Annotated in this window: 21 protein-coding genes; 10 read left to right on the forward strand and 11 right to left on the reverse strand. The window is 73.2% G+C overall.

Annotated elements, in window-relative coordinates; all coding sequences use genetic code 11:
* Positions 1–159 precede the first annotated feature (159 nt).
* The 3 genes from IF61_RS0100490 to IF61_RS0100500 all read left to right on the forward strand — a co-directional run bounded on the left by IF61_RS0100490 (position 160) and on the right by IF61_RS0100500 (position 4,443).
* Positions 160–2,400, forward strand: a complete 2,241-nt coding sequence (locus IF61_RS0100490; protein WP_030364126.1) for a HelD family protein — start codon at positions 160–162, stop codon at positions 2,398–2,400.
* Positions 2,401–2,596: 196 nt separating this feature from the next.
* A complete protein-coding gene (locus tag IF61_RS0100495) occupies positions 2,597–3,610 on the forward strand; it encodes an alpha/beta hydrolase family protein (RefSeq protein WP_052392329.1) in 1,014 nt (337 codons plus the stop codon).
* Between the two features lie 59 nt (positions 3,611–3,669).
* Positions 3,670–4,443, forward strand: a complete 774-nt coding sequence (locus tag IF61_RS0100500; protein WP_052392278.1) for an SDR family oxidoreductase — start codon at positions 3,670–3,672, stop codon at positions 4,441–4,443.
* A 60-nt stretch (positions 4,444–4,503) separates the two neighbouring features.
* Here the strand turns inward: IF61_RS0100500 and IF61_RS0100505 are convergent, their stop codons facing one another.
* The 4 genes from IF61_RS0100505 to IF61_RS0100520 all read right to left on the reverse strand — a co-directional run bounded on the left by IF61_RS0100505 (position 4,504) and on the right by IF61_RS0100520 (position 7,884).
* Positions 4,504–4,893: a VOC family protein gene (locus IF61_RS0100505; protein ID WP_030364129.1), complete on the reverse strand. Its 390-nt coding sequence runs from the start codon at positions 4,891–4,893 to the stop codon at positions 4,504–4,506.
* Positions 4,894–5,137: 244 nt separating this feature from the next.
* Positions 5,138–5,767, reverse strand: a complete 630-nt coding sequence (locus IF61_RS0100510) for an MBL fold metallo-hydrolase (RefSeq protein ID WP_030364130.1) — start codon at positions 5,765–5,767, stop codon at positions 5,138–5,140.
* Positions 5,764–6,903: an S-(hydroxymethyl)mycothiol dehydrogenase gene (locus tag IF61_RS0100515; RefSeq protein WP_052392279.1), complete on the reverse strand. Its 1,140-nt coding sequence runs from the start codon at positions 6,901–6,903 to the stop codon at positions 5,764–5,766. The genes IF61_RS0100510 and IF61_RS0100515 overlap by 4 nt, the downstream gene beginning before the upstream one ends.
* Before the next feature lie 99 nt (positions 6,904–7,002).
* Positions 7,003–7,884 (reverse strand): LysR family transcriptional regulator, encoded by an 882-nt coding sequence (locus IF61_RS0100520; RefSeq protein WP_030364132.1) that lies wholly within the window; start codon positions 7,882–7,884, stop codon positions 7,003–7,005.
* 312 nt (positions 7,885–8,196) lie between these two features.
* Between IF61_RS0100520 and IF61_RS0100525 the strand changes: the two genes are divergently transcribed.
* Positions 8,197–8,748, forward strand: coding sequence for a hypothetical protein (locus IF61_RS0100525; RefSeq protein WP_030364133.1), 552 nt, complete (start codon positions 8,197–8,199; stop codon positions 8,746–8,748).
* 120 nt (positions 8,749–8,868) lie between these two features.
* Here IF61_RS0100525 and IF61_RS0100530 read toward each other — a convergent pair whose 3' ends face one another.
* From IF61_RS0100530 to IF61_RS0100540, 3 genes are read right to left on the reverse strand one after another with little or no spacing between them, the layout of a single operon-like run.
* Complete coding sequence (locus IF61_RS0100530; RefSeq protein WP_030364134.1) at positions 8,869–9,606, reverse strand: dienelactone hydrolase family protein; 738 nt, start codon at positions 9,604–9,606, stop codon at positions 8,869–8,871.
* Positions 9,607–9,646: 40 nt separating this feature from the next.
* Entirely contained in the window at positions 9,647–9,844 is a 198-nt protein-coding gene (locus IF61_RS0100535; RefSeq protein ID WP_030364135.1) for a DUF6372 family protein, read from the reverse strand.
* A gap of 56 nt (positions 9,845–9,900) precedes the next feature.
* A complete protein-coding gene (locus tag IF61_RS0100540) occupies positions 9,901–11,019 on the reverse strand; it encodes a GNAT family N-acetyltransferase (RefSeq protein WP_030364136.1) in 1,119 nt (372 codons plus the stop codon).
* Positions 11,020–11,269: 250 nt separating this feature from the next.
* On the opposite strand from IF61_RS0100540, the gene IF61_RS0100545 reads away from it, so the two are divergent.
* Positions 11,270–11,476, forward strand: a complete 207-nt coding sequence (locus IF61_RS0100545; protein ID WP_030364137.1) for a cold-shock protein — start codon at positions 11,270–11,272, stop codon at positions 11,474–11,476.
* A 37-nt stretch (positions 11,477–11,513) separates the two neighbouring features.
* Here the strand turns inward: IF61_RS0100545 and IF61_RS0100550 are convergent, their stop codons facing one another.
* From IF61_RS0100550 to IF61_RS0100560, 3 genes are read right to left on the reverse strand one after another with little or no spacing between them, the layout of a single operon-like run.
* Positions 11,514–12,707, reverse strand: coding sequence for a MalY/PatB family protein (locus tag IF61_RS0100550; RefSeq protein ID WP_030364138.1), 1,194 nt, complete (start codon positions 12,705–12,707; stop codon positions 11,514–11,516).
* Between the two features lie 52 nt (positions 12,708–12,759).
* Complete coding sequence (locus IF61_RS0100555) at positions 12,760–15,153, reverse strand: glycoside hydrolase family 65 protein (RefSeq protein WP_052392281.1); 2,394 nt, start codon at positions 15,151–15,153, stop codon at positions 12,760–12,762.
* Positions 15,150–15,902, reverse strand: a complete 753-nt coding sequence (locus tag IF61_RS0100560; protein ID WP_030364140.1) for an HAD family hydrolase — start codon at positions 15,900–15,902, stop codon at positions 15,150–15,152. The genes IF61_RS0100555 and IF61_RS0100560 overlap by 4 nt, the downstream gene beginning before the upstream one ends.
* A 149-nt stretch (positions 15,903–16,051) precedes the next feature.
* Between IF61_RS0100560 and IF61_RS0100570 the strand changes: the two genes are divergently transcribed.
* From IF61_RS0100570 to IF61_RS0100590, 5 genes are all read left to right on the forward strand, one after another.
* Complete coding sequence (locus IF61_RS0100570; RefSeq protein WP_157848528.1) at positions 16,052–16,570, forward strand: hypothetical protein; 519 nt, start codon at positions 16,052–16,054, stop codon at positions 16,568–16,570.
* 319 nt (positions 16,571–16,889) lie between these two features.
* Positions 16,890–17,471, forward strand: coding sequence for a hypothetical protein (locus IF61_RS31945; protein WP_043187302.1), 582 nt, complete (start codon positions 16,890–16,892; stop codon positions 17,469–17,471).
* A gap of 208 nt (positions 17,472–17,679) precedes the next feature.
* Positions 17,680–18,213 carry a 2Fe-2S iron-sulfur cluster-binding protein gene (locus tag IF61_RS0100580; protein WP_043187305.1) on the forward strand — a complete coding sequence of 178 codons (534 nt, stop codon included), beginning with the start codon at positions 17,680–17,682 and terminating at the stop codon, positions 18,211–18,213.
* Positions 18,210–19,220: an FAD binding domain-containing protein gene (locus IF61_RS0100585; protein ID WP_030364143.1), complete on the forward strand. Its 1,011-nt coding sequence runs from the start codon at positions 18,210–18,212 to the stop codon at positions 19,218–19,220. Before IF61_RS0100580 ends, IF61_RS0100585 begins: the two co-directional genes overlap by 4 nt.
* Positions 19,217–21,286: a xanthine dehydrogenase family protein molybdopterin-binding subunit gene (locus IF61_RS0100590; protein WP_030364144.1), complete on the forward strand. Its 2,070-nt coding sequence runs from the start codon at positions 19,217–19,219 to the stop codon at positions 21,284–21,286. The genes IF61_RS0100585 and IF61_RS0100590 overlap by 4 nt, the downstream gene beginning before the upstream one ends.
* Before the next feature lie 33 nt (positions 21,287–21,319).
* On the opposite strand, the gene IF61_RS36725 is transcribed toward IF61_RS0100590, so the two are convergent.
* Positions 21,320–21,445, reverse strand: coding sequence for a DUF6126 family protein (locus tag IF61_RS36725; RefSeq protein WP_245684346.1), 126 nt, complete (start codon positions 21,443–21,445; stop codon positions 21,320–21,322).
* Between the last annotated feature and the right edge of the window lie 273 nt (positions 21,446–21,718).

A 21,718-nucleotide genomic window follows, 5' to 3' on the forward strand; every position in this document is an offset into this window, starting at 1 on the left:
CAGAGGGGCTCCGGCGCACGAGAAATCCCCCGGACGTATTGACGTCCGGGGGATTTCTCTGCGTATATTGGGGGTTTCCCTGCCTTGCGCAAATCGGGGCAGGGGGAAGCTTTATGAGGCCATCATATCCCGGCGGGAGCTGAATTGTCAATCGCGGACATGCGCAACGAGCAAGAATTCATCGATCTGCTCCACGAGCGGCTCGCCGAACTGCGCGCCGAAGCCGAGAAGGCGGTGGCGCAGGCCCTGGCCCAGGGCGGCAGCACCTTCCAGGCGCGGCTGGAACGCGATGTCATGGTGGCCGAGCAGTCCGGGCTCCTCTCCGCGTTCAACGCCGGAGAGCGCGGCCTGTGCTTCGGCCGGCTCGCCTTCCGCGACGGCCGCGACCACCACATCGGCCGCATCGGCATCCGGCGCGATGCCGCCGATGACACAGAGCGCACCCCGCTCGTCATCGACTGGCGCGCCGAGGTCGCGCGCCCGTTCTACCTCGCCACCGGGCACACGCCCATGGGGCTGCGGCGCAGGCGCCACATCACCACCGAGGGCCGCCGGGTCACCGCCCTGCACGACGAGATCCTCGACCTCACCGACACCGAGCGCACCGGGCACGAGGGCTCCGACGCGGACGCCGTGCTGCTCGCCGCGCTCGACGCGGCCCGCACCGGCCGGATGCACGACATCGTGCAGACCATCCAGGCCGAACAGGACCGCATCATCCGCGCACCGCAGCCCGGCGTCCTCGTCGTCGAGGGCGGGCCGGGCACCGGGAAGACCGTCGTCGCCCTGCACCGCGCCGCCTACCTGCTGTACGCCCACCGCGAGCAGTTGTCCCGGCGCGCCGTGCTCATCGTGGGCCCCAACCCCGCGTTCCTGGGCTACATCGGCGAGGTGCTGCCCTCGCTCGGCGAGACGGGCGTGCTGCTCGCCACGCCCGGCGAGCTCTTCCCCGGCGTGACGGCGACCGGGACCGACACGCCGCGGGCCGCCGAGGTCAAGGGCGCCGCCGCGATGGCGGACGCCCTAGCCGCGTACGTCCGCGACCGGCAGACCCTCCCCGACCCCGTGATCGTCATCGACCACGAGGACGGCGAGCTGCTGCTGGACGCCGGCATCGCCTCCGACGCGCGCCACCACGCCCGCGCGGCGAAGCTGCCGCACAACCTCGCCCGCCCGTACTTCGCCTTCCACGTCATCGACGCGCTCACCCGGCAGCTCGCCGACCGCATAGGCGCGGACCCCTACGGCGGGCCGAACTTCCTCGGCCCGGACGACATCGCCCAGCTCGGCAAGGCCGTCGCGGCCAGCCGCGAGGTGCACGCCGCGATCGACGAGCTGTGGCCGCAGCTCACGCCCCGTCAGCTGGTCGCGGACTTCCTCGCCGATCCCGCCCACCTGCCCGCCGCGGACGCCGGGGCGATCCGGCGCACCGGCGGCCCGTGGACACCGGCGGACGTCCCGCTCCTCGACGAGGCCGCCGAACTGCTCGGCGAGGACGACTCGGCCGCCCGCGCCGCCGCCGAAGCCGAGCGGCAGCGGCGGGTCGCGTACGCCCAGGGCGTGCTCGACCTGTCGTACGGCTCGCGCACCCAGGAGTTCGAGGACCTCGCGGACGACGATTCGGAGGTGCTGGCCGCGCACGACCTCGTCGACGCCGAGCGGCTCGCGGAGCGGCACGAGGAGGAGGACCACCGCAGCGCCGCCGAGCGCGCCGCCGCCGACCGCACCTGGGCGTTCGGCCACGTCATCGTGGACGAGGCGCAGGAGCTGTCCCCGATGGCGTGGCGGCTGCTCATGCGCCGGTGCCCGACCCGGTCCATGACGCTGGTCGGCGACCCGGCGCAGACGTCCGAACCGGGCGGCTGCGGCGCGTGGGCCCCGATCCTGGAGCCCTACGTCGGCGATCGCTGGGAACACGTGCGGCTCGGCGTCAACTACCGCACGCCGGCCGAGATCATGGAGGTCGCGGCGGACGTGCTGCGCTCCGCGGACCCGTCGTTCGAGCCGCCGCGCTCGATCCGCTCCACGGACGTGAGCCCCTGGGCGCACCGTGCCGGGGACCTGCCGGACGCGGTCGCCGCGGCCGTGGCCCGGGAACTGCCGCAGGACGGCCGCCTGGCCGTGATCGCCCCGCGGGCGCACCACGCGGCCCTGTCCGCCGCGCTCCCCGACGCGTCGCACGGCCCCGCACCGGACCTGACCCGGCCGGTCGTCCTGCTGGACCCCCGGCAGGCCAAAGGCCTGGAGTTCGACGCGGTGGTCGTGGCGGAACCGGCGGAGTTCGGCGTGAGCGACCTGTACGTGGCCCTGACCCGGGCGACGCAGTCGCTCGGAATCGTCCACACGGGAACGCTCCCGGAGGGATTGAAGTCCCTGGCCCCGGCCGCCCTCGCGAGCTGATGCGTACGGGCCGGGCGCCGCGGAACGCGTAGCGACCCGGCCCGCCTCGGAGTCCCCTTCGAGGGGCGCGGCCGGGTGCCGGCCCGTACCGTGGCGTCGGCGGCTGCCACTCTCACCATAGGTGACAACCAAAAGTTGTCGGCTTCCCTGATGGGTTGTTGGATCGCGGAGCCGCCGCCGGGGTTGCATGCCCGGCATGCAAAGAGAATTCGCCGACGCCCAGTGGACGCGCGCCACCGGCGCGGGCGTCGACCCCCACGAGTACCGCCGCGTCACCGGCGGCCTCGCATCCGTCGCCGACTGGGGACCGTCCTTCGTGCGTACGGGACAGGCCTACCTGGAGCGCGCGGAGATCGCGGAATCCTCCGTCTCGGCAGGCGAGCACCTGCTGATGGCGGCCCGGTGGTTCCACCTCGCCACGCTCGCGCCGTACGCGGAGGCAGGCCGCGCCGCCGCCGAAGCGGACCGCGCCCTGGGCCGCGCGCTCGCCGTGCTGGAACCCGGTGCGCGGCGCGTGAGCGGCGAGGGCTTCACCGGCTGGCTGCGCGGCCCTTCCGACGCGCCCGGCACCGTGGTCGTCGTCCCCGGCCTGGACTCGGCCAAGGAGGAGTTCCTCGATCTGGTGTCCGCGCTGCTGGCCAGAGGACTGGCGGTGTTCGCGATGGACGGCCCGGGGCAGGGGGCGCTCGCAGCCACGTCGTCCCTCCGGCCGGACTACGAGCAGGTCGTGGGCCGGGTCATCGACGCCCTCGGCGTCCCACGTGTCGGGCTCGTCGGCCTCAGCCTGGGCGGCTATTTCGCGGCCCGGACCGCGGCACTGGAGCCCCGCGTGGCGGCGGTCGCGACTGTGAGCGGGCCTTTCCGCCTCGACTGGGAGGAACTTCCCCCGCCCGTACGGGACATCATGTCGCTACGTACCGGAGGAATCGACGCCGCCCGCGCGTTCGCCCGCCAGGTGGACCTCGCCGCACTGGCACCCCGCATCACGGCCCCGCTGCTGGTCGTGGACGGTGGTGAAGACGTCATTCCCGGCGTGACGAACGGCGAGCCGCTCGCCCGGCCAGCACCGCACGCCACCCACCTGTCCGTTCCCCACGGTGACCATCTCCTCGGGAACGCCCGGCCCGACTGGCTCCCCCGCCTCACCGACCACATCCGTCAGGCACTGGAGGAGGAATCGCGGAGAGGAGACGTCACGGAGACGGAATGAAATGATCACCGGTGGGGTTCGGCCGAGCAGAGTCCGCGTCCCACCGAAAGGCGAACCGCATGACTGCCCCTGCTTCCCCCGCTTCCCCCGCCCCCGCTTCCGCTCCCGCCCCCACGCTCACGCTCACCGGCCGCGACGTCGTCATCGTCGGCGGGAGCTCCGGCATCGGCCTGGAGGTCGCGCGGCGCGCCGTCGCCGCCGGTGCGCGCGTCGTGATCGGCGGGCGGAACGCGGCGAAGCTGGCGTCGGCCGCGGAATCCCTGGGGGACAGGGCGAGCTGGGGCGTGGTCGACGCCACCGACCAGGGGTCTCTGGCCGCTTTCTTCGACGGCATCGACCGGATCGACCACCTCTTCACGCCCGCCGCCTCCTACCAGGTCGGCCCCATGCGGGAGCTGACCGACAGCGAGGCCGAGAGCCCCTTCGTGTCCAAGTTCTGGGGGCAGTACCACGCGGTTAAGCACGCGGCGCCGAAGTTCACCGCGGGCGCGTCCGTCGTGCTGATGTCCGGAGCGGCGAGCGTCCGCCCCCCGGCCGCCGCGCCCGCCTACGTGGCCTGCAACGCGGCGATCGAGGGGCTCGGGCGCGGGCTCGCCGTGGAGCTCGCGCCTGTCCGCGTCAACGTCGTCTCGCCCGGCACGGTCGACGGCAACCTGTGGGCGCAGCGCCCGGCCGAGGTGCGCGAGGAGAGCTTCGCGCAGTACGGCCGGGACGCCCTGCTGCGCCGGCCCGGCACCGAGGGCGAGGTCGCCGACGCGGTGCTCTTCCTGTTCACGAACACCTTCATGACCGGCTCGACGCTCTACCCGGACGGTGGCTATGCCCTGCGCTGACCGCGCCCCGCCGAGCGGGCCCGGCGGGGCGCAGTGAGTGGGCGAGGCCCTGGCGAGGTCCTAGGAACCGCTGCCGTACGGGCGGGTGAGCACCTCGAGGTAGTGGCCGGAGGGGTCGGGGAAGTAGACGCCCCGGCCGCCGTCGTTGTGGTTGATCTCGCCCGGGCGGGTGCGGTACGGATCGGCCCAGTAGGGCAGGCCGGCTTCTTGGATCCGCGCGAAGACGGCGTCGAAGGACTCCTCCGGCACCAGGAACGCGTAGTGCTGCGGGACGATGTTCTCGGGCTGGTCGCTGGTGGCGAAGTCCAGCGCGACGCCGTTGCCGGTGACGACGGGGACGAACGGCCCCGTCTCCGGTGCGACCTCCAGGCCCAGGATGTGCGCCAGGAACTCGGCGGACTCCTTCTTATCCCGGGAATGAACGATGGTGTGATTCAGCTCGACTGACACGATGCAATGCCTCCACAGGCATCTCCCGGACACCGGCCCTCCTCCCACCCGGATGGTGGAAGCGACCGATGTCCGTAAACGACCCTAAGCGGCTGTCCATGAGATGTCATGGGGCTTCGGACCTACTCCGCGAGGACCGGTCAGCGGGCCCACCGCGGGAGCGTGACCGGCCTCCCGCGAGCCTTCCGCGGGACCACGACCAGCCCTCCGCGAGCCTTCCGCCGGCCTTCCCCGGGCCCCGCTTTCAGTGCCCGCGCGCGATCCACTCCGGCAGGGCGGGCGCCTCGCCGCCGACCGTCGTGTTCTCCCCGTGCCCCGTGCGCACCACGGTCTCCGGCGGCAGCGACAGCAGCCGCTCCCGGATCGAGTCGACGATGGTCGGGAAGTCGGAGAAGGACCGGCCGGTCGCGCCCGGCCCGCCGTGGAAGAGCGTGTCGCCGGTGAACACCGTGCCGAGCTCCGGGGCGTGCAGGCAGACGCCGCCCGGGGAGTGGCCGGGCGTGTGCAGCACCGTCAGCGCGGTGCCCGCGACGGTCAGCACCTGGCCGTCCGTCAGTTCCCCGTCGGGGGAGGTGCCCGGGTGGGTCTGCTCCCAGAGCTCCCGGTCGGCCGGGTGGAGGAGCACGGGAGCGCCCGTACGGGCCGCGAGCTCCGGCGCCGCGTCGATGTGGTCGTTGTGCGCGTGGGTGCAGACGATCGCGGTCAGCCGGCGGCCGCCCACCGCCTTCTCGATCGCGGCCGCGTCGTGGGCCGCGTCGATGACGAGGACCTCCTCGTCGTCGCCCACGAGCCACACGTTGTTCTCGACGTCCCAGACGCCGCCGTCGAGCGCGAAAACGCCGGACGTGACGAGGTGTTCGATGCGGGCCATCACACGGTCCCCGGCGCGGTCGTCGGCGTCGCGGGGGACGGGCCCTCCGCCCCCGGCATCAGCACCACCGAGCGCAGCACCTCGCCCTTCTCCATGCGGTGGAAGGCCTCCTCCACCTCGTCCAGTGCGATGGTCTCGCTGACGAACGCGTCGAGGTCGAGGCGGCCCTGCTGGTAGAGGTCGATCAGCAGGGGGAAGTCCCGGGAGGGCAGGCAGTCGCCGTACCACGACGACTTCAGCGCGCCGCCGCGCCCGAAGACGTCCAGCAGCGGCAGCTCCAGCTTCATCTCCGGCGTGGGCACGCCCACCAGGACGACGGTCCCGGCCAGGTCGCGCGCGTAGAACGCCTGGCGGTACGTCTCCGGGCGGCCGACCGCGTCGATGACGACGTCGGCGCCGAAGCCGCCGGTCAGCGAGCGGATCGCCTCGACGGCGTCCACCGAGGACGAGTTGACGGTGTGGGTGGCGCCCAGTCCCTTCGCCTGCTCCAGCTTGGCGTCGGAGAGGTCCACCGCGATGATCTTCGCGGCGCCGGCCAGCCGGGCTCCGGCGACGGCCGCGTTGCCGACGCCGCCGCAGCCGATGACCGCGACGGAGTCGCCCCGGCCCACGGCGCCGGTGTTGATGGCGGCACCCAGGCCGGCCATCACGCCGCAGCCCAGCAGCCCGGCGGCGGCCGGCGACGCGGCCGGGTCGACCTTGGTGCACTGCCCGGCGGCGACCAGGGTCTTCTCGGCGAAGGCGCCGATGCCCAGCGCGGGCGAGAGCTCCGTGCCGTCGGTCAGCGTCATCTTCTGCTTGGCGTTGTGCGTGTTGAAGCAGTACCAGGGGCGGCCGCGCAGACACGCGCGGCACTGCCCGCACACGGCGCGCCAGTTGAGGATGACGAAGTCGCCCGGAGCCACTTCGGTCACTCCGTCACCGACCGACTCGACCACACCCGCGGCCTCATGGCCGAGGAGGAACGGGAACTCGTCGTTGATTCCGCCTTCCCGGTAGTGCAGATCGGTGTGGCACACCCCGCACGCCTGGATCTTCACGACGGCCTCGCCCGGGCCGGGATCCGGGACGAGGATCGTCTCGACCCGTACCGGATCGCCCTTGCCTCGGGCGATGACACCGCGTACTTCTTGCGCCATGGGGGTGCTGCCTTTCTCGGTGGTCGGATCTCTGCGTCGGACCGCACCCCACTCTGCGCGGGAATCCGTGCGGTGTCCAACATCCCTTCCCGATCACATTCAGCAGTCCTGATGATCAATCATGGCCAGCAGGGCCCGGGCGGCGGCCGTCGGCTGACCCGCCGCCGGCACGGCGACGGCCACCTTCCACCGCGTGGGCCCCGCCAGCGGTACGGCGCTGAGCCCGCGTGCCTGCTCCTTGAGCGTCACCGGGCGCGGCACGACCGCCGCGCCCAGGCCGCGCGAGACCAGATCGAGCAGCGTGTAGACGTCGTTGACCTGCAGGGCGACCTTCCGCGCCACGCCCGCGTCGGCGAACGCGAGGTCCGCGGCCCGGCGTGCGCCCCAGTCCGGATGGAGGTCCACGAACACCTCGCCGGCCAGCCGCGCCGCCGGCACCGGCCCGCCGATCCCGGCCAGCGGATGATCCGCCCGGCAGAGCAGCATCAGCGGCTCCTCCGCGACCCGCCGCAGCCGCACCCCCTCGTGCAGCCCGTCGTGCACGACGAACGCCACGTCGAGCTCGCCGCGCCGCACCTGCTCCAGCAGCCGGCCCGAACCCGCCTGCTCCATGTGCACCTCCACCTGCGGGTGGCGCGCGTGGAAGGAGGCCAGCAGCGCGGCGGCGTCGACCGTGCCCATGCACTGCTCGGTGCCCACCGACAGCGTGCCGCCCATCAGCCCCTGCACCGCCGCGACGGCCTCCCGGGCGGCCGCGGCGCACGCCAGCGTCCGCCGCGCCTCCACCAGCAGCGCCCGTCCGGCGTCCGTGAGCCCCACCCGCCGCGTCGTGCGCAGGAACAGCTCGGCGCCCAGCTCCCGTTCCAGCGCCCGCACCGAGGCCGACACCCCGGACTGGGCCACGCGCAGCCGCTCGGCGGCGTGCGTGAAGTGCTGCTCCTCGGCAACCGCCACGAAGTGCTCAAGGTGTCGGAGTTCCATGATTCAGCATCGTAGGTGCTGGATGGGAATTCCCTCCCGCCCACCGGGAACCGTCCGGCGCCACCGGCGCGTCCCGCCCTTCAGGCGGTCCCCGCCCCTGGCCGATACGGGGCCTTCCAGCACCGCGAGTCGGCCATCCGCGACCCCTGTCACACCCGTCCCGAGGGTATTCCCGGCCAACTACGTCACTGGCGGAACCGCTGCCTCACGGCCCGTACCTGGTCAGCAGGGCGTGGAGGGCGTTCCGGCGGTGGCCAATCCTCTACCTGTGGTGCAGTCAGGACGCGAGGGGTCTGTCTAATGTCCCTCGCCATGCGCAGACACACGTTCGGACGCCTCGGGCTGTCCGCCACCCTCGCCTCTGTCGTCGCCCTCATGGGCATGGCTCCGTCGGCTTCCGCCGCCGACACGCCTCCGATGACGGTCACCGCCGACAAGGCGTCCGCCTCGCCGGGCGACACAGTCACCATCACTCTGAAGTTCACCAACGACCAGACCACGAACACCCAGTTCGTGTACCAGTCGATACAGCCGACGTGGAACACGTCGCAGGACCCCGCGCTCAAGTACGCGTTCGCCTCCTGCACGGGTGACGTGACCCGCTGCGACGTTTCGGGCAAGCAGAGCGGCTCGATGAACTACAGCGTGCCGGTCCTCCCCGGCGCCAGCCGCACCGTGACCCTGAAGTACAACATCGCCGCGGACTCGGCGTGCGGCCCGAGCCGGCGCATCGAGTTCTACACCTACCTGTACTACGAGTACCAGGGCGGCCAGGCCAAGAAGGACGGCGTCAACTCCATCGGCACGGACATCGCCTGCAAGACGCCGGCGGCCCCCGCGAAGGCGGCTCGCGCCGGGCTCTGAACCACGCTGGACCACCGCGGCACCACGCCGTAGGTCCGGCCCCGGCCAGGAGCGCGCCCTGGCCGGGCCCGGTCCGCCCGGTCCCCGGCCGGGTGCTTGCCGGAGAAGGCCTCGGTCCGCTCAGTCCGCGGCCAGGTGCCTGCCGAAGAACGCCTCGATCCGCCGCCAGGCGTCCGCGGCGGAGGCCGGCTCGGGCCCGATGCCCATGACGGCGCGCATGACCGGCCGCAGCAACGGCGGCACGTTGTCGGTCTCGTTGAGGAACGAGTGCCCGGCATCCGGGTAGAGCTTGACGTCGTGCTCGACGCCGGCGCGCTCCAGCGCCGTCCTGACCTTGGCCGCGTAGCCGCGGAAGGCCCGGTCCTCGGCCCCGTAGCTGGCGATCACCGGGCACGCGCCCTTCATCGCCGCGTCCACGTCCGACGGCGCCCGGCCGTAGTTGGCCGAAGCCGCGTCGAACCGCCCCTGGCCGGCCAGCACGAGCGCGAAGCCGCCGCCCATGCAGAAGCCGATGACCCCGACCTTGCCCGTACAGCCGGGGTCGGCCAGCAGCCACTGCCGGGCCGCCTCGATGTCGCCGTACACCCGGCCGCGGCCGGAGAACACCGACCGCATGGTCGGCACCAGGCAGCGGTACGGGGACCGGCCGTGGTAGAGGTCGGGCATCAGGGCCAGGTAACCCGCCTCGGCCATCCGCTCGTTGAGCCTCTTGTTGACCGCGTCCGCGCCCGAAGCCTCGAAGAGGACGACCACTCCCGGCCGCGGGGCGTCCCCCGGAGGCCGCGCCAGAAAGCCCCGGAGACCGGGGAGGCCGCCGTACCGGGTGCTGAACTCGGACAGATCGACTTGTTCGGTCATCCCTGAACCGTATGTCAACAACGGCCGGGACGGGGGAGGTTCAGGACTGGTGGTGCCAGCGCGGCGACGCCGCGTCGTAGCAGGTCTCGCAGACGGGGAACGACATGCTGCCCAGGGCGGGCACCCGGAGGGTCAGGGCGAGGCCCGGATAGGCCTCCTCGGAGCAGATGTGCGTCATGCCGTGGTGCGCCAGGGCGCATACGCAGTGGCACGGCTCGACCTGCTCCACCGAGCCCATGGCCGGTGCGGGCGCCCGTTTAAGGCTCCCGAAAACTGACATACAGGGATTTTATCTCAGACGGCCCATGACGGCCTCTTCCATGCCGACGGCGACTTCGGCACCGGCCCGTCCGCCTCGGGCGCCGGATCCGGCAGGTCCACGGCCCGGGCCGCGAGACCCTCGCGCGCCAGGTCGCGCACCCGGCCTCCCGCGGTGACGGCCACCGTCCACAGCGGCTCCAGCCGCGCGCCGCGCCGCGCCTTGGCCCGGGACGTGCCGATGCCGAGGTGCACGGCGCGGGCCCCCAGCTCGTGGGCCAGCCGCAGCGGCTCGTAGAACATCAGGCCGAAGTAGCAGCCGCGCGTGCCGGGCCGGGTCTCGTCCACGCCGATCAGCCGCACCCACAGCACGTCGCCGTAGTGGAAGACCAGGTGGCAGCCGACCGTGCGGCCGGCGAGCCGCGCCCGCACGACGTACGCGCCGGGGAGCTCGGCGCAGCGGGCCAGATAGCGGGAGAAGCGCCCGCCGGGCCGGTCGTAGGCGGTGCCATACATGCGCTCGTGCAGTACCAGCAGGTCCTTGATCTCGTCGTCGGGGCCGGTCAGCGGGCGGGTGGAGAAGGCGACGCCCGCCATGGTGTAGCGCCGCAGGTCGTCCTTGACCTGATTGCGGTGGGTCTTCTCCAGGCCGGAGAGGTAGCCGTCGAAGCCGGTGCCGGGCACGTCGAGCCAGGCGTCCCACGCGATCAGGCCCGCCGGGTGGCCCGCGCTCTCGAAGGCGGCCGCGGGCCCGCTCGGCAGATACGGCAGGAGGGCGGCGCCGGGCGGCCGCTCCCGGTGCTCCCCGGCGAGCAGGCCCTCGGCGACCTCGGCGGCCGGCAGCCGCTCCGGCCCGTAGCGGAGTTCGTTGAGGTAGCCCGTGCGGGGCCCGGCGACGACGCAGCGCTCGGCCGGGAGCCGCTCGTCGAGGAGGAACCCCGGGCGGTAGCGCCCGGCCTGCACGGCCGGGCCGTCGGTGACCGGGGCGAGGGCCGCCGCGCGCTCCCGCGCGCACATCAGCAGCCAGCGGTACCGGTGTCCGTGCTCACGCAGCAGCTCCAGCCAGGAGTCGCTGCTGTACAGGCCGCGCGCCGGGGCCAGGGGATGGCGCGCGGTCGCTTCCGGCAGTGATGCGTACGCGTACGAGCCGATCACTTGGTCCTTTCCGCCGCTCCGCGGTCACGGACACCGTCGAATATAGCGGCGGCGCGCCACCAAATGGGGTCAAACGAGGACGGGGGCCGGGAAGCGGCGGCTTTCCCTCCGAAGGGGTGAAGAGGGGAGGACGGAGGTCATCTCCGCCCGCACGGCGGGGAAAGGTGAGGGACCGGGCCGGCCGTCACCGGTCTCGGCCGGCGCGTCGAACCCGTCGCGCCGCGCGAGAAGGACGAAGGACTGGAAACACATGGCAACAGGCACGGTGAAGTGGTTCAACGCGGACAAGGGCTTCGGCTTCATCACGCAGGACGACGGCGGCCCGGACGTGTTCGTCCACTTCTCCGCCATCCAGACGGCGGGGTTCAAGGAGCTGCACGAGGGTGACCAGGTCGAATACGACGTCACGCAGGGCCCCAAGGGGCCCCAGGCGGAGAACGTCACGGTCCAGCGGTGAGCGTCCGGCGGTGAGGCCGTAACGACTCCCGGCAGGCCTACGGCAGGGCCGCCGCCATCCTGCGCACCCCCTCGGTGAGCAGCTCCGGCGACGTGGCGAAGTTCAGCCGCACGTGCCCCGCTCCGCCGGTGCGGAACGGCAGCCCGCCGGTCAGGGCGACCCGGCCGCGCTCCAGGAACACGGCGGCCGGGTCGTCCCCCAGCCCGAGCTCCCGGCAGTCCAGCCACGCCAGGTAGGTGCCTTCCGGCCGCAGGTAGCGGACGGCGGGCAGGTGACGCTCCAGCAGCTCGCCGAGCAGCCGCCGGTTCTCGTCCAGCCCCGCCAGGACGGCGTCGAGCCACTCGGCGCCGTCCCGCAGCGCCGCCGTGTGCGCGAGGACTCCGAAGTGGCTGGGGCCGTGGCTGACGATCCCGGGCAGCCGCGCCAGGTCGTCCGCGGCGGCCGGGCCGGCGACGGCCACGGCCGCCTTGAGCCCGGCCAGGTTCCAGGCCTTCGACGCGGAGAGCAGGGCGAAGGCGTCCTCCGCGCCGGGCACCGACAGATACGGCACGTACTCCGCGCCCGGCAGCACCAGCGGGGCGTGGATCTCGTCGGCCACGACCCGTATGCCGTACGCGCCCGCCAGCTGCGCCACCGCCGTCAGCTCCGCGCGCGTGTGCACCGTGCCGGTCGGGTTGTGGGGGTTGCACAGCAGGTACGCGGCCCGCCGCCCGCCCGCCGCGGCCCGCCGGAACGCCGCTTCCAGGGCCGCTGTGTCAAGCCGCCCGTCCGGGCCCAGCGGGGCCTCGGCCACGCGCCGGTCCTCGTGCTCCAGGAAGCCGAAGAACGGCGGGTACACGGGCGGGTTGACGACGACCGCGTCGCCCGCGCCGGTCACCAGCTTCAGCATCTCGACCGAGCCGCGCATCACGTCCGCGACGGTCGCCGTCCGCTCGACCGCCACGCCGTCCCAGCCCCAGCGCTTCCTGGCGAAGGCGTCCAGCGCCTCCGCGTAGGCCGTGCCGGAGGCGTAGCCCGTGTCGCCCAGGGCGACCGCCTCGGTGAGCGCCCGCGCCACGGGCGCGGCGGGCATCACGTCCATCTCGGCCACCCACAGCGGCAGGACGTCCGGCGGGTAGGCGCGCCACTTCGCGCTCGTACGGCGCTGCAGCTCGCCGGGGGAGAGCCTGCGCAGCGGATGCGTCCCGCCACCGGGCAGGTCGTCGCGAGAGTCGTATGACATGGAGGTCATTGTGCGAACGCGGGTGCGGGACCGGTAGAGGGGCGGCGCACGCGCCGCGTGCTCACTTCTCCGCCGCCCCGACCGGCCCGCTCTCGTGGCGTCCCGCCGCCCAGCCCCGGTGCGCGGGATGCCGGCCCGCCGGCTGCCCCACCTGCGGGACCTCGGGGAGCTGCGGCACCTGCCGGGTCACCACCGCGCCCTGCTTCAGCGTCACCGTCTCGCCGTAGTGCTCGATGTCCAGCGTGTCGCCGTCCACCAGCTCGTACGTGACCGCCGGTCCGGTGATCTCGACCCGCAGCCGGCGCTGCAGGACCTGCACCGTGAACGCCAGCCGGCCCAGCTGCTCCGGGAGCTTCGGCGCGAAGCCGACCGAGCCGTCGAAGTGGCGCAGCCCGCCGAAGCCCGCGACCAGGGCGATCCACGCGCCCGCGAGCGAGGCGATGTGCAGGCCGTCGCGCGTGTTGCTCTCCAGGTCGGACAGGTCCATCATCGCGGCCTCGCCGAGATAGTCGTACGCCAGCCGCAGCTGGCCCACCTCGGCGGCCATGACGGCCTGGACGCACGCCGACAGGGAGGAGTCGCGCACCGTCAGCGGCTCGTAGTAGGCGAAGTTGCGGGCCTTCTCGTCGGCGGTGAAGGCGTCCCCGCGCAGGTACATGGCCATGACCAGGTCCGCCTGCTTGATCACCTGCTTGCGGTAGATGTCGAAGTAGGGGAAGTGCAGCATCAGCGGGTACTGGTCGGGGTGGGTCCCCGCGAAGTCCCACAGCTGGTGGCCTGTGAAGCCGTTGGACTGCTCGTGGACGCCGAGCACCTCGTTGTACGGCAGGTTCATCCGCTCCGCCGCGTCCCGCCACTCGGCGGTCTCCTCGTCGTCCACGCCGAAGTCCGCCGCCAGGTCCGGGTGGCGCTCGGCCGCGTCCGCCGCGGCCCGCAGGTTCTGCTGGGCCATCAGGTTCGTGTAGACGTTGTCGTCGGAGATGGCGCTGTACTCGTCCGGGCCCGTCACCCCGTCGAGGTGGAACCGCCCCTGGTGGTCGTGGTGGCCCAGGGAGCGCCACAGCCGTGCCGTGTGGACCAGCAGCTCCAGGCCGACCTCCCGCTCGAAGGTCGTGTCGCCCGTGGCGTGCATGTAGCGCACCACGGCGTCCGCGATGTCCGCGTTGACGTGGAACGCCGCCGTGCCGGCCGGCCAGTACGCCGAGCACTCGTCGCCGTTGAGGGTCCGCCAGGGGAACGCCGCCCCCTTCAGGCCCAGCTGCTGGGCGCGGTTGAGCGCGGCCGGCAGGGTGGCGTGGCGCCAGCGCAGCGGCTGCGCGGCCGCCAGCGGGGCGGTGCACGTGAGCACCGGCAGGACGAACGTCTCGGTGTCCCAGAAGCTGTGCCCGTCGTAGCCCGGGCCGGTCAGCCCCTTGGCCGCGATGGCCCGGCACTCCGCGCGCGCCCCCGCCTGCAGCACGTGGAACAGCGCGAACCGCACGGCCTGCTGGATCTCGGCGTCGCCGTCGACCTCCACGTCCGCGCGCTCCCAGAACTCGCTCAGGAACTGCTCCTGCTCGGCGCACAGCCCCTGCCAGCCGGTGCTGGTCGCGCCCGCGAGCGCCGCGTCCACCTGGTCGTGCATCGCCGGCAGGGAGCGGGTGCCCGACCATCCGTAGGCGACGGTCTTCTCCAGCCGCAGCCGCTGCCCGCGGCGCAGCACCGACGTGACCGTGTACCGGCTGAGGTCGTCGGTGCTCGTCGCGTACGTGCGCGTGTTCTCCGGGCCGTCCACGGCGTGGACGGCGGCGGTCGCGATGCGCAGCCCGCTGCGCTGGGTCCGGTGCACCAGCCGCAGCACGTCCCCGTCGGCGGAGTGCTCCTCCGCCACCAGCGGGGACTCCAGCACGGACGCCACCCGGGGGTCCCCGGCGGCCTTGGGCAGCTGCTCGTTGGCCACCAGCTCCGACTGCAGGACGATCCGCGCGTCGCCGTTGACCGGCTCGACCTCGTAGGCGATGGCGGCGACCGCGCGCTGGGTGAAGGACACGAGCCGGGTCGAGCGCACCCGCACCGTGCGGCCGGAGGGGGAGGTCCACTCGACGGTGCGCTCCAGCAGGCCGGTGCGGAAGTCCAGCACCCGCTCGTGGTGGAGGAGCCGGCCGTAGCGCAGGTCGAAGGGCTCGTCGTCGACGAGCAGCCGGATCACCTTGCCGTTGGTGACGTCGATGACGGTCTGCCCGGACTCCGGATAGCCGTAGCCGGCCTCGGCGTACGGCAGCGGCCGCAGCTCGTACACCCCGTTGAGGTACGAGCCCGGCAGGCCGTGCGGCTCGCCCTCGTCCAGATTGCCGCGCCAGCCGATGTGGCCGTTGGCGAGGGCGAAGACGGACTCGCTCTGCGGCAGCACCTCCAGGTTGAGCGCGGTCTCGCGCAGGCACCAGGGCTCGACGGCATAGGCCGGATGGGTGATCACGTGTGCTCGCCCGCCTCTCCCAGCAGTTGCTCCAGGTCCTGGACCACCACGTCCGCGCCGTGGCTGCGCAGGGCCTCGGCCTGGCCGGCGCGGTCGACGCCGACGACGTAGCCGAAGGCTCCCGCCCGGCCGGCCTCCATGCCCGCCAGCGCGTCCTCGAAGACCGCCGCCTGCCCCGGCTCCGCCCCGAGCTCCTGAGCGGCCTCCAGGAAGGTGTCCGGGTGCGGCTTGCCGGGCAGCTTGCGCTCGGCAGCGACCACGCCGTCGATCCGCACCTCGAACAGGTCGTCGATGCCCGCGGCGACGAGCACGTCGTGGCAGTTGGCGCTGGAGGAGACGACGGCCCGGCGCAGCCCGGCGGCGCGGGCCGCGTGCACGTAGCGCACGGAGCCTTCGTACGCCTCTACGCCCATCTCCTTGATCTTCTCCAGGACGATCGCGTTCTTCCGCGTGCCGAGGCCCTGGACGGTGTCCCGCTCGGGCGGGTCGTCCGGGGCCCCCTCGGGCAGGCGGATGCCCCGCGAGGCGAGGAAGGAACGCACGCCGTCGGCCCGGGGCATGCCGTCCACGTACTGGTCGTAGTCCAGGGCCGCGTCGAAGGGGCGGAAGCCCTCGCCGTCCCGCGCTCTCAGGAAGGCGTCGAACATCTCCTTCCAGGCGGCCGCGTGCACGGTCGCCGTCCGCGTCAGCACCCCGTCGAGATCGAACAGACATGCGCGAATGGACTCGGGAAGGCCGAGGCTCGTCATGCGGCCATGATGCCCCGTCGGGCGGGCGTGCGCCCGGCGCATACACTCGCTTGCGCCCGTCGCCCACCAGCCGCCCCGTCCACCCAACGGTCGCGTACGCCCGGGCAAGGGCGTGCGGAACGCTCCGTTCAGACCCGTAAAGTGATCAAATGACCCATCCTGTTGATGTTGTCGATGCCGCCGCGGTCGCCCTGGGCGAGCGTGCCTGGATCCCCCATGACGACGAGGTGGCCCTCGGCCGCACGTTCCTCTCCCACCGCGACGCGCTGGAGCCGCGCCTGCTGCCGGACATGCCGCGCAGCACCGACCCGCAGGGCTGGATCACCCAGCACGTGCTGTGGCTGGAGGACGTGGCGGCCCTCGCCGAGAACCTCCGCAACCAGTGGTACGGCCACCTGCCGGTCAGTCACATGACGGCCCTGATCTCGGCCTACGCCGAGCACGCCCGCGCCGTGACCCCGCTCGCCGCCCACCTGCGCGACGCCTGGGCCGCCGAGTCGCCCACGCCGCGCACCCAGGAGCAGGTCACGTGGTGGGAAGACTGGCACCTCCCGCCCGCTCAGCGGCAGCAACTCGACGCACTGACCCACCGGCTGATCGTCATCGGCTCGGTGGTCGTCGCGGCGGTCACGGGCGCGTGGAACGAGGCGCCGGCGCAGGAGGTCTGACCCGGCGCAGGCGGAGGGCGCCCCGACGTGCCCCGCGTGCGGCGCCTCGATCACCCGGGCCCTAGCAGCGTCGCAAAGGGTGGCCGGGCCGCACCGGCCCGGCCGCATCGCGGCAGTTGCCCGCTCTCCCTCGGCCACGGCCGGAGGACTCGGCCACAGGTCGGGCACGGCTCCGTCGCCATTCTGTCGCGATTCGATCATGGTCGAGCAAACGGTCGATTTTCGCCATGACCATGCCCATAAACTTCCGGCCTGTTCGTAAGTAGTTCACCGTTCAACCCCGGCGTATCGACGCCGGGCAGCACCCTGGGGGATCCCTATGTCCATTCGCCATGTCGTCGCCGCCGCGCTGGTCGTCTCCGGCGCACTTGCCCTGACCGCCTGCGGGCCCACCGAGGACGGCGGCAAGGACGACGCCAAGGGTCCGGCGAGCGCGGCGCCGTCGCAGCCCACCGGGGGCAAGGGCGACAAGGGCAAGGACGGCTACAAGGACCCGTGCGCTCCGCTGCCCAAGGGCCACAAGCTCATCAAGGTGAACGTCGTCGAAGGCGCGATGAACAACATCGTCGCGCAGGACGCCAAGGTCTCCTGCAACACGAAGATGGACGAAGGCGCCTTCTACCGCCCCGAGGGCGCGACGAACACCTACGCCTTCGACAACGAGCACGCGAAGGTGACCGTCATCGGCCAGGACGGCCCGGAGGTCCGCCCGGCGCGGCCGACCGACAAGGTCCTCTCCGGGATCGGCCACGTCAAGGAGTGCGCGGACCCGAACCACCAGCAGTACGACAACCAGAGCAAGGCGGACCACAAGGAGTGGTGCGCCGGCCAGAACTACTACAACGTGACGCTCGGCCCGGGCAACAAGATCACCGAGATGGTCGAGCTCTCCGGCTCGTGACGCCCGGGGGAACCGTGGGGCCCGGCACCGGCCGGCGGCCTCTGCCACCGCCGCCCGCATCACCGTCCCCGGCTGGGAACCATGCGGAGGAGCCCGCCTGAACCGAACGGGTGCACTGCCGCGCGAGCGCGTTTGCGGGCGGGCGGAGCGGGGACCTCGTGACGGTGTCGGCAGGAGACTCGGCAGGAGACAAGGAAGGCGAGGCGCCGTGGAGCCACCGCAGACCAGCTCCGCCGTGACCCTGCGCGTCAACGGCGTCCGGCATCGTCTTCGCGACCTCGACCACCGCACGACCGTGCTCGACGCGCTGCGCGAGCACCTGGGGCTGACCGGGGCCAAGAAGGGGTGCGATCACGCGCAGTGCGGGGCGTGCACGGTGCTGGTGGACGGGCGGCGCGCGAACAGTTGTCTGCTGCTGGCCGTCGCGTACGACGGGGCGGAGGTCACCACCGTGGAGGGACTGGCCGATGGGGACGCGCTGCATCCGCTCCAGGAGGCGTTCCTCGTGCGCGACGGGTTCCAGTGCGGCTACTGCACGCCGGGGCAGCTGTGTTCCGCGGTGGGAATGATCGCCGAGGCGGGCGGGGGCGCGCCGTCCGTGGTGACGCCCCCCGGGACAGCGGCCGCCGGTGCGCCCGTCCCCTTGTCTCCGGAGGAAATCCGCGAGCGGATGAGCGGGAACCTGTGCCGGTGCGGCGCGTACGGGAACATCGTCGCCGCGGTCGAGGACGTGACGCGGTGAGGGCGTTCGCGTACACGCGCGCCGGCGGCGTCGACGAGGCGATCGCGGCGCTCGCGGCCTCGCCCGGCGGGATGTTCCTCGGCGGCGGTACGAATCTGGTGGACCTGATGAAGCTGGGGGTCGCCTCCCCCGGTCTGCTGGTGGACATCGGCCGGCTGCCGCTCACGGAGGTCCGGGAGACGCCCGACGGCGGCCTGCGCATCGGCGCGAACGTCCGCAACAGCGATCTCGCCGCCCACCCCGCCGTGCGGGCCCGCTACCCCGCGCTGTCCCAGGCGGTGCTGGCGGGCGCCTCCGGGCAGATCCGCAACACGGCCACCACGGGCGGGAACCTCCTGCAGCGCACCCGTTGCCTGTACTTCCAGGACGTGGCCAAGCCGTGCAACAAGCGGGAGCCGGGCAGCGGCTGTCCCGCCCGCGAGGGCGTCCACCGCGACCTCGCCGTGCTCGGCCACTCGGCGGCGTGCGTCGCCACGCACCCCTCCGACATGGCCGTGGCCCTCGCGGCGCTCGACGCGGTCGTGCACCTGCGCGGCCCCGGCGGCGAACGGACCGTTCCGCTCTGCGACTTCCACCGGCTGCCCGGCGACGAGCCGCAGCGCGACACGGTCATCGAGCCCGCCGAGCTCGTCGTGGCCGTCGGGCTGCCGGCACCGCCCGCGGGGCGCTCTGCGTACCGGAAGGCGCGCGACCGTGCCTCGTACGCCTTCGCGCTCGCCTCCGTCGCCGCGGCGCTCGACCTCCGCGCCGGAGTCGTGGAGGAGGTCCGGCTGGCCTTCGGAGGGCTGGCCCACAAGCCGTGGCGGGCGCGGGTGGCGGAGGAGGCGCTGCGCGGCGCCCCGGCCACCGAGGAGTCGTATCGGCGGGCCGCGGAGGCCGAGCTGGCGGCGGCCGAGCCGCTGCGCGACAACGCCTTCAAGGTGCCGCTGGCCCGCAATCTGGCGGCACGGGTGCTGGGTGATCTCGCCGCGGAGGCCGGGAAGGCCGAGGGGGCGACCGCGCCGTGAGCGACCCCGGACCCGTACGCCTCGAAGGCCGCGAGAAGGTCACCGGCACGGCCCGCTACGCCGCCGAGCACACCCCGCCCGGCACGGCGTACGCGTGGCCCGTCCCCGCCGCGGTCCCGCGCGGCCGGGTCGTGGCGGTCGACGCCGGCGCGGCGCTGGCCGAGCCCGGTGCCGTGGCCGTCCTGACGCACGAGAACGCGCCGCGGCTGAAGCGGGTGGACGACGACACGCTGCTGGTGCTGCAGAACGACCAGGTGCCGCACCGCGGCTGGTACGTGGCGCTGGCGGTCGCCGACACGCCGGAGGCCGCCCGCGCCATGGCGGCCGCGGTCCGGGTCTCATACGCCCCCGAGGAGCACGACGTCGTGCTCACGCCCGGCCACCCGCGCCTCTACGTCCCCGAGAAGGCCAACGCCGGCGTCCCGGGCAGCCGGGAGCGGGGCGACTTCGACGGCGCGTACGCGAGCGCACCCGTACGCGTCGACGCCACGTACACGACGCACGCCCTGCACAACCACCCCATGGAGCCGCACGCCACGACGGCCCGCTGGGAGGACGGCCGGCTCGTCGCGTACGACTCCTGCCAGGGCGCGAACGCCGTGCAGGAGACGCTGGCCGGGCTGTTCGGCGTGGACAAGGGGCGGATCACGGTCGTCGCCGAGCACGTGGGCGGCGGATTCGGCTGCAAGGGCACGCCCCGCCCGCAGGTCGTCCTGGCCGCGATGGCCGCCCGGCACACCGGACGCCCCGTCAGGCTGGCACTGCCGCGGGCCCAGCTCGCGGCGGTCGTCGGCCACCGGGCGCCGCTCGTTCAGCGGCTGCGGCTCGGGGCGGGCGAGGACGGTGTGATCAGCGCGCTCGCGCACGAGGTCACCACGCACACCTCCACCGTGCGCGAGTTCGTGGAGCAGGCGGCGGTCCCGTCGCGCGCCATGTACGTCTCACCGAACAGCCGCACCACGCACCGGGTCGTCGCCCTCGACGTCCCGAGCCCGTCGTGGATGCGGGCGCCGGGCGAGGCCCCCGGGATGTACGCGCTGGAGTGCGCGATGGACGAGCTCGCCTGTGCCGCCGGGGTGGACCCGGTCGAGCTGAGGGTGCGCAACGACACCGCGGCCGAACCGGACAGCGGGAAGCCGTACAGCAGCCGGCACCTGGTCGAGTGCCTGCGCGAGGGGGCGCGCCGCTTCGGCTGGGAGGCGCGCGACCCCCGCCCGCGCTCACGCGCCGAGGGGCGGCTGCTCGTCGGCACCGGGGTGGCCTCCTCGTACTATCCCGTCTTCCACATGCCGTCCTCCGCGGAGGCGCACGTCACCGAGACCGGCCGCTACCGCGTCCGGATCAACGCCACCGACATCGGCACGGGTGCCCGCACCGTCGTCGCGCTGATCGCGGCCGAGGCGCTCGGCGTGGCCCTCGACCGGGTCGCCGTCGAGATCGGCAGCAGCGACCTGCCCGCGGCGTGGCTCGCCGGAGGGTCCGGGGGCACCGGCTCGTGGGGGTGGGCCGTGCACAAGGCCTGCCGCGCGCTGAACGCTATGGTCGACGCGCGCGGCGGGACCGTGCCGCCCGGCGGCCTGACCGCCACGGCCGACACCGCGGACGACATCCCGTCCGATCCGCCGCACGCGATGGCGTCCTTCGGCGCGCAGTTCGCGGAGGTGACGGTCGACACGGACACCGGGGAGGTACGGGTCCGCCGGCTCCTGGGCGTCTTCGCCGCCGGCCGGATCCTCAACGCCCGTACGGCGCGCAGCCAGTTCATCGGCGGGATGACGATGGGGGTGGGCATGGCGCTCCTGGAGGGCAGCACCATGGACCCGCGGTTCGGCGACTTCGCGGAGCGGGATCTCGCCTCATACCACGTGCCGACGCATGCGGACGTCCGCGGCATCGAGGCGCACTGGATCGACGAGACCGATCCTCTGCTCAACCCGATGGGCAGCAAGGGCATCGGCGAGATCGGTATCGTCGGCACGGCCGCGGCGATCGCCAACGCGGTGCACCACGCGACGGGGGTACGGGTGCGGGACCTGCCGGTCCTGCCTGAGAAGGTGCTGGGCTGAGCGAGCGGGGGGTGCGGCCCGCGGGGCGCCCGATCACTTGTCGGCGTGCCCGCCGATGTAGAACAGCAGCCAGATGAAGCCGGCGAAGAGGTGCGTGATGAACACGTAGACCAGCACCCGGAAGGCGATCTGGCGCTCCGCCCGCTTCTCGCCGTCCATTACGGGTCTCCTCCTGACCGGTGCGGTCACGCTTGCCGCGTGGCGCGTGGCGCTCGCCGCGTGGCGCTCGCCGCTGTAGGAAGGCGATTCTACCGTTCGGGCACGGCCACGGATCTGCGCAGGGTGACGACGGGGGACCGCGGGCCGGGCCGGCTCGGCACCGCCGGATGCCGCCGTGGTGGTTGATCGCCGCCGCGGCGGAAGAAAAGCGGGGGTTCCGCGCCCTCGGATCCGCCGACCGCGGCGGAGACCGGCGGTGCTCTACGAACCGGG

It is taken from the genome of Streptomyces roseoverticillatus (assembly GCF_000719265.1).
GTDB classification, from domain to species: domain Bacteria; phylum Actinomycetota; class Actinomycetes; order Streptomycetales; family Streptomycetaceae; genus Streptomyces; species Streptomyces roseoverticillatus.

What these genes read in the sequence shown, in the direction of transcription:
- IF61_RS0100545 (WP_030364137.1), top strand. Translation starts at nt 11,270, where the DNA reads ATGGCAACAGGCACGGTGAAGTGGTTCAACGCGGACAAGGGCTTCGGC.
- IF61_RS0100550 (WP_030364138.1), bottom strand. Translation starts at nt 12,707, where the DNA reads ATGACCTCCATGTCATACGACTCTCGCGACGACCTGCCCGGTGGCGGG.
- IF61_RS0100490 (WP_030364126.1), top strand. Translation starts at nt 160, where the DNA reads ATGCGCAACGAGCAAGAATTCATCGATCTGCTCCACGAGCGGCTCGCC.
- IF61_RS31945 (WP_043187302.1), top strand. Translation starts at nt 16,890, where the DNA reads ATGTCCATTCGCCATGTCGTCGCCGCCGCGCTGGTCGTCTCCGGCGCA.
- IF61_RS0100500 (WP_052392278.1), top strand. Translation starts at nt 3,670, where the DNA reads ATGACTGCCCCTGCTTCCCCCGCTTCCCCCGCCCCCGCTTCCGCTCCC.
- IF61_RS36725 (WP_245684346.1), bottom strand. Translation starts at nt 21,445, where the DNA reads ATGGACGGCGAGAAGCGGGCGGAGCGCCAGATCGCCTTCCGGGTGCTG.
- IF61_RS0100525 (WP_030364133.1), top strand. Translation starts at nt 8,197, where the DNA reads ATGCGCAGACACACGTTCGGACGCCTCGGGCTGTCCGCCACCCTCGCC.
- IF61_RS0100530 (WP_030364134.1), bottom strand. Translation starts at nt 9,606, where the DNA reads ATGACCGAACAAGTCGATCTGTCCGAGTTCAGCACCCGGTACGGCGGC.
- IF61_RS0100520 (WP_030364132.1), bottom strand. Translation starts at nt 7,884, where the DNA reads ATGGAACTCCGACACCTTGAGCACTTCGTGGCGGTTGCCGAGGAGCAG.
- IF61_RS0100570 (WP_157848528.1), top strand. Translation starts at nt 16,052, where the DNA reads ATGACCCATCCTGTTGATGTTGTCGATGCCGCCGCGGTCGCCCTGGGC.
- IF61_RS0100560 (WP_030364140.1), bottom strand. Translation starts at nt 15,902, where the DNA reads ATGACGAGCCTCGGCCTTCCCGAGTCCATTCGCGCATGTCTGTTCGAT.
- IF61_RS0100515 (WP_052392279.1), bottom strand. Translation starts at nt 6,903, where the DNA reads ATGGCGCAAGAAGTACGCGGTGTCATCGCCCGAGGCAAGGGCGATCCG.
- IF61_RS0100495 (WP_052392329.1), top strand. Translation starts at nt 2,597, where the DNA reads ATGCAAAGAGAATTCGCCGACGCCCAGTGGACGCGCGCCACCGGCGCG.
- IF61_RS0100535 (WP_030364135.1), bottom strand. Translation starts at nt 9,844, where the DNA reads ATGGGCTCGGTGGAGCAGGTCGAGCCGTGCCACTGCGTATGCGCCCTG.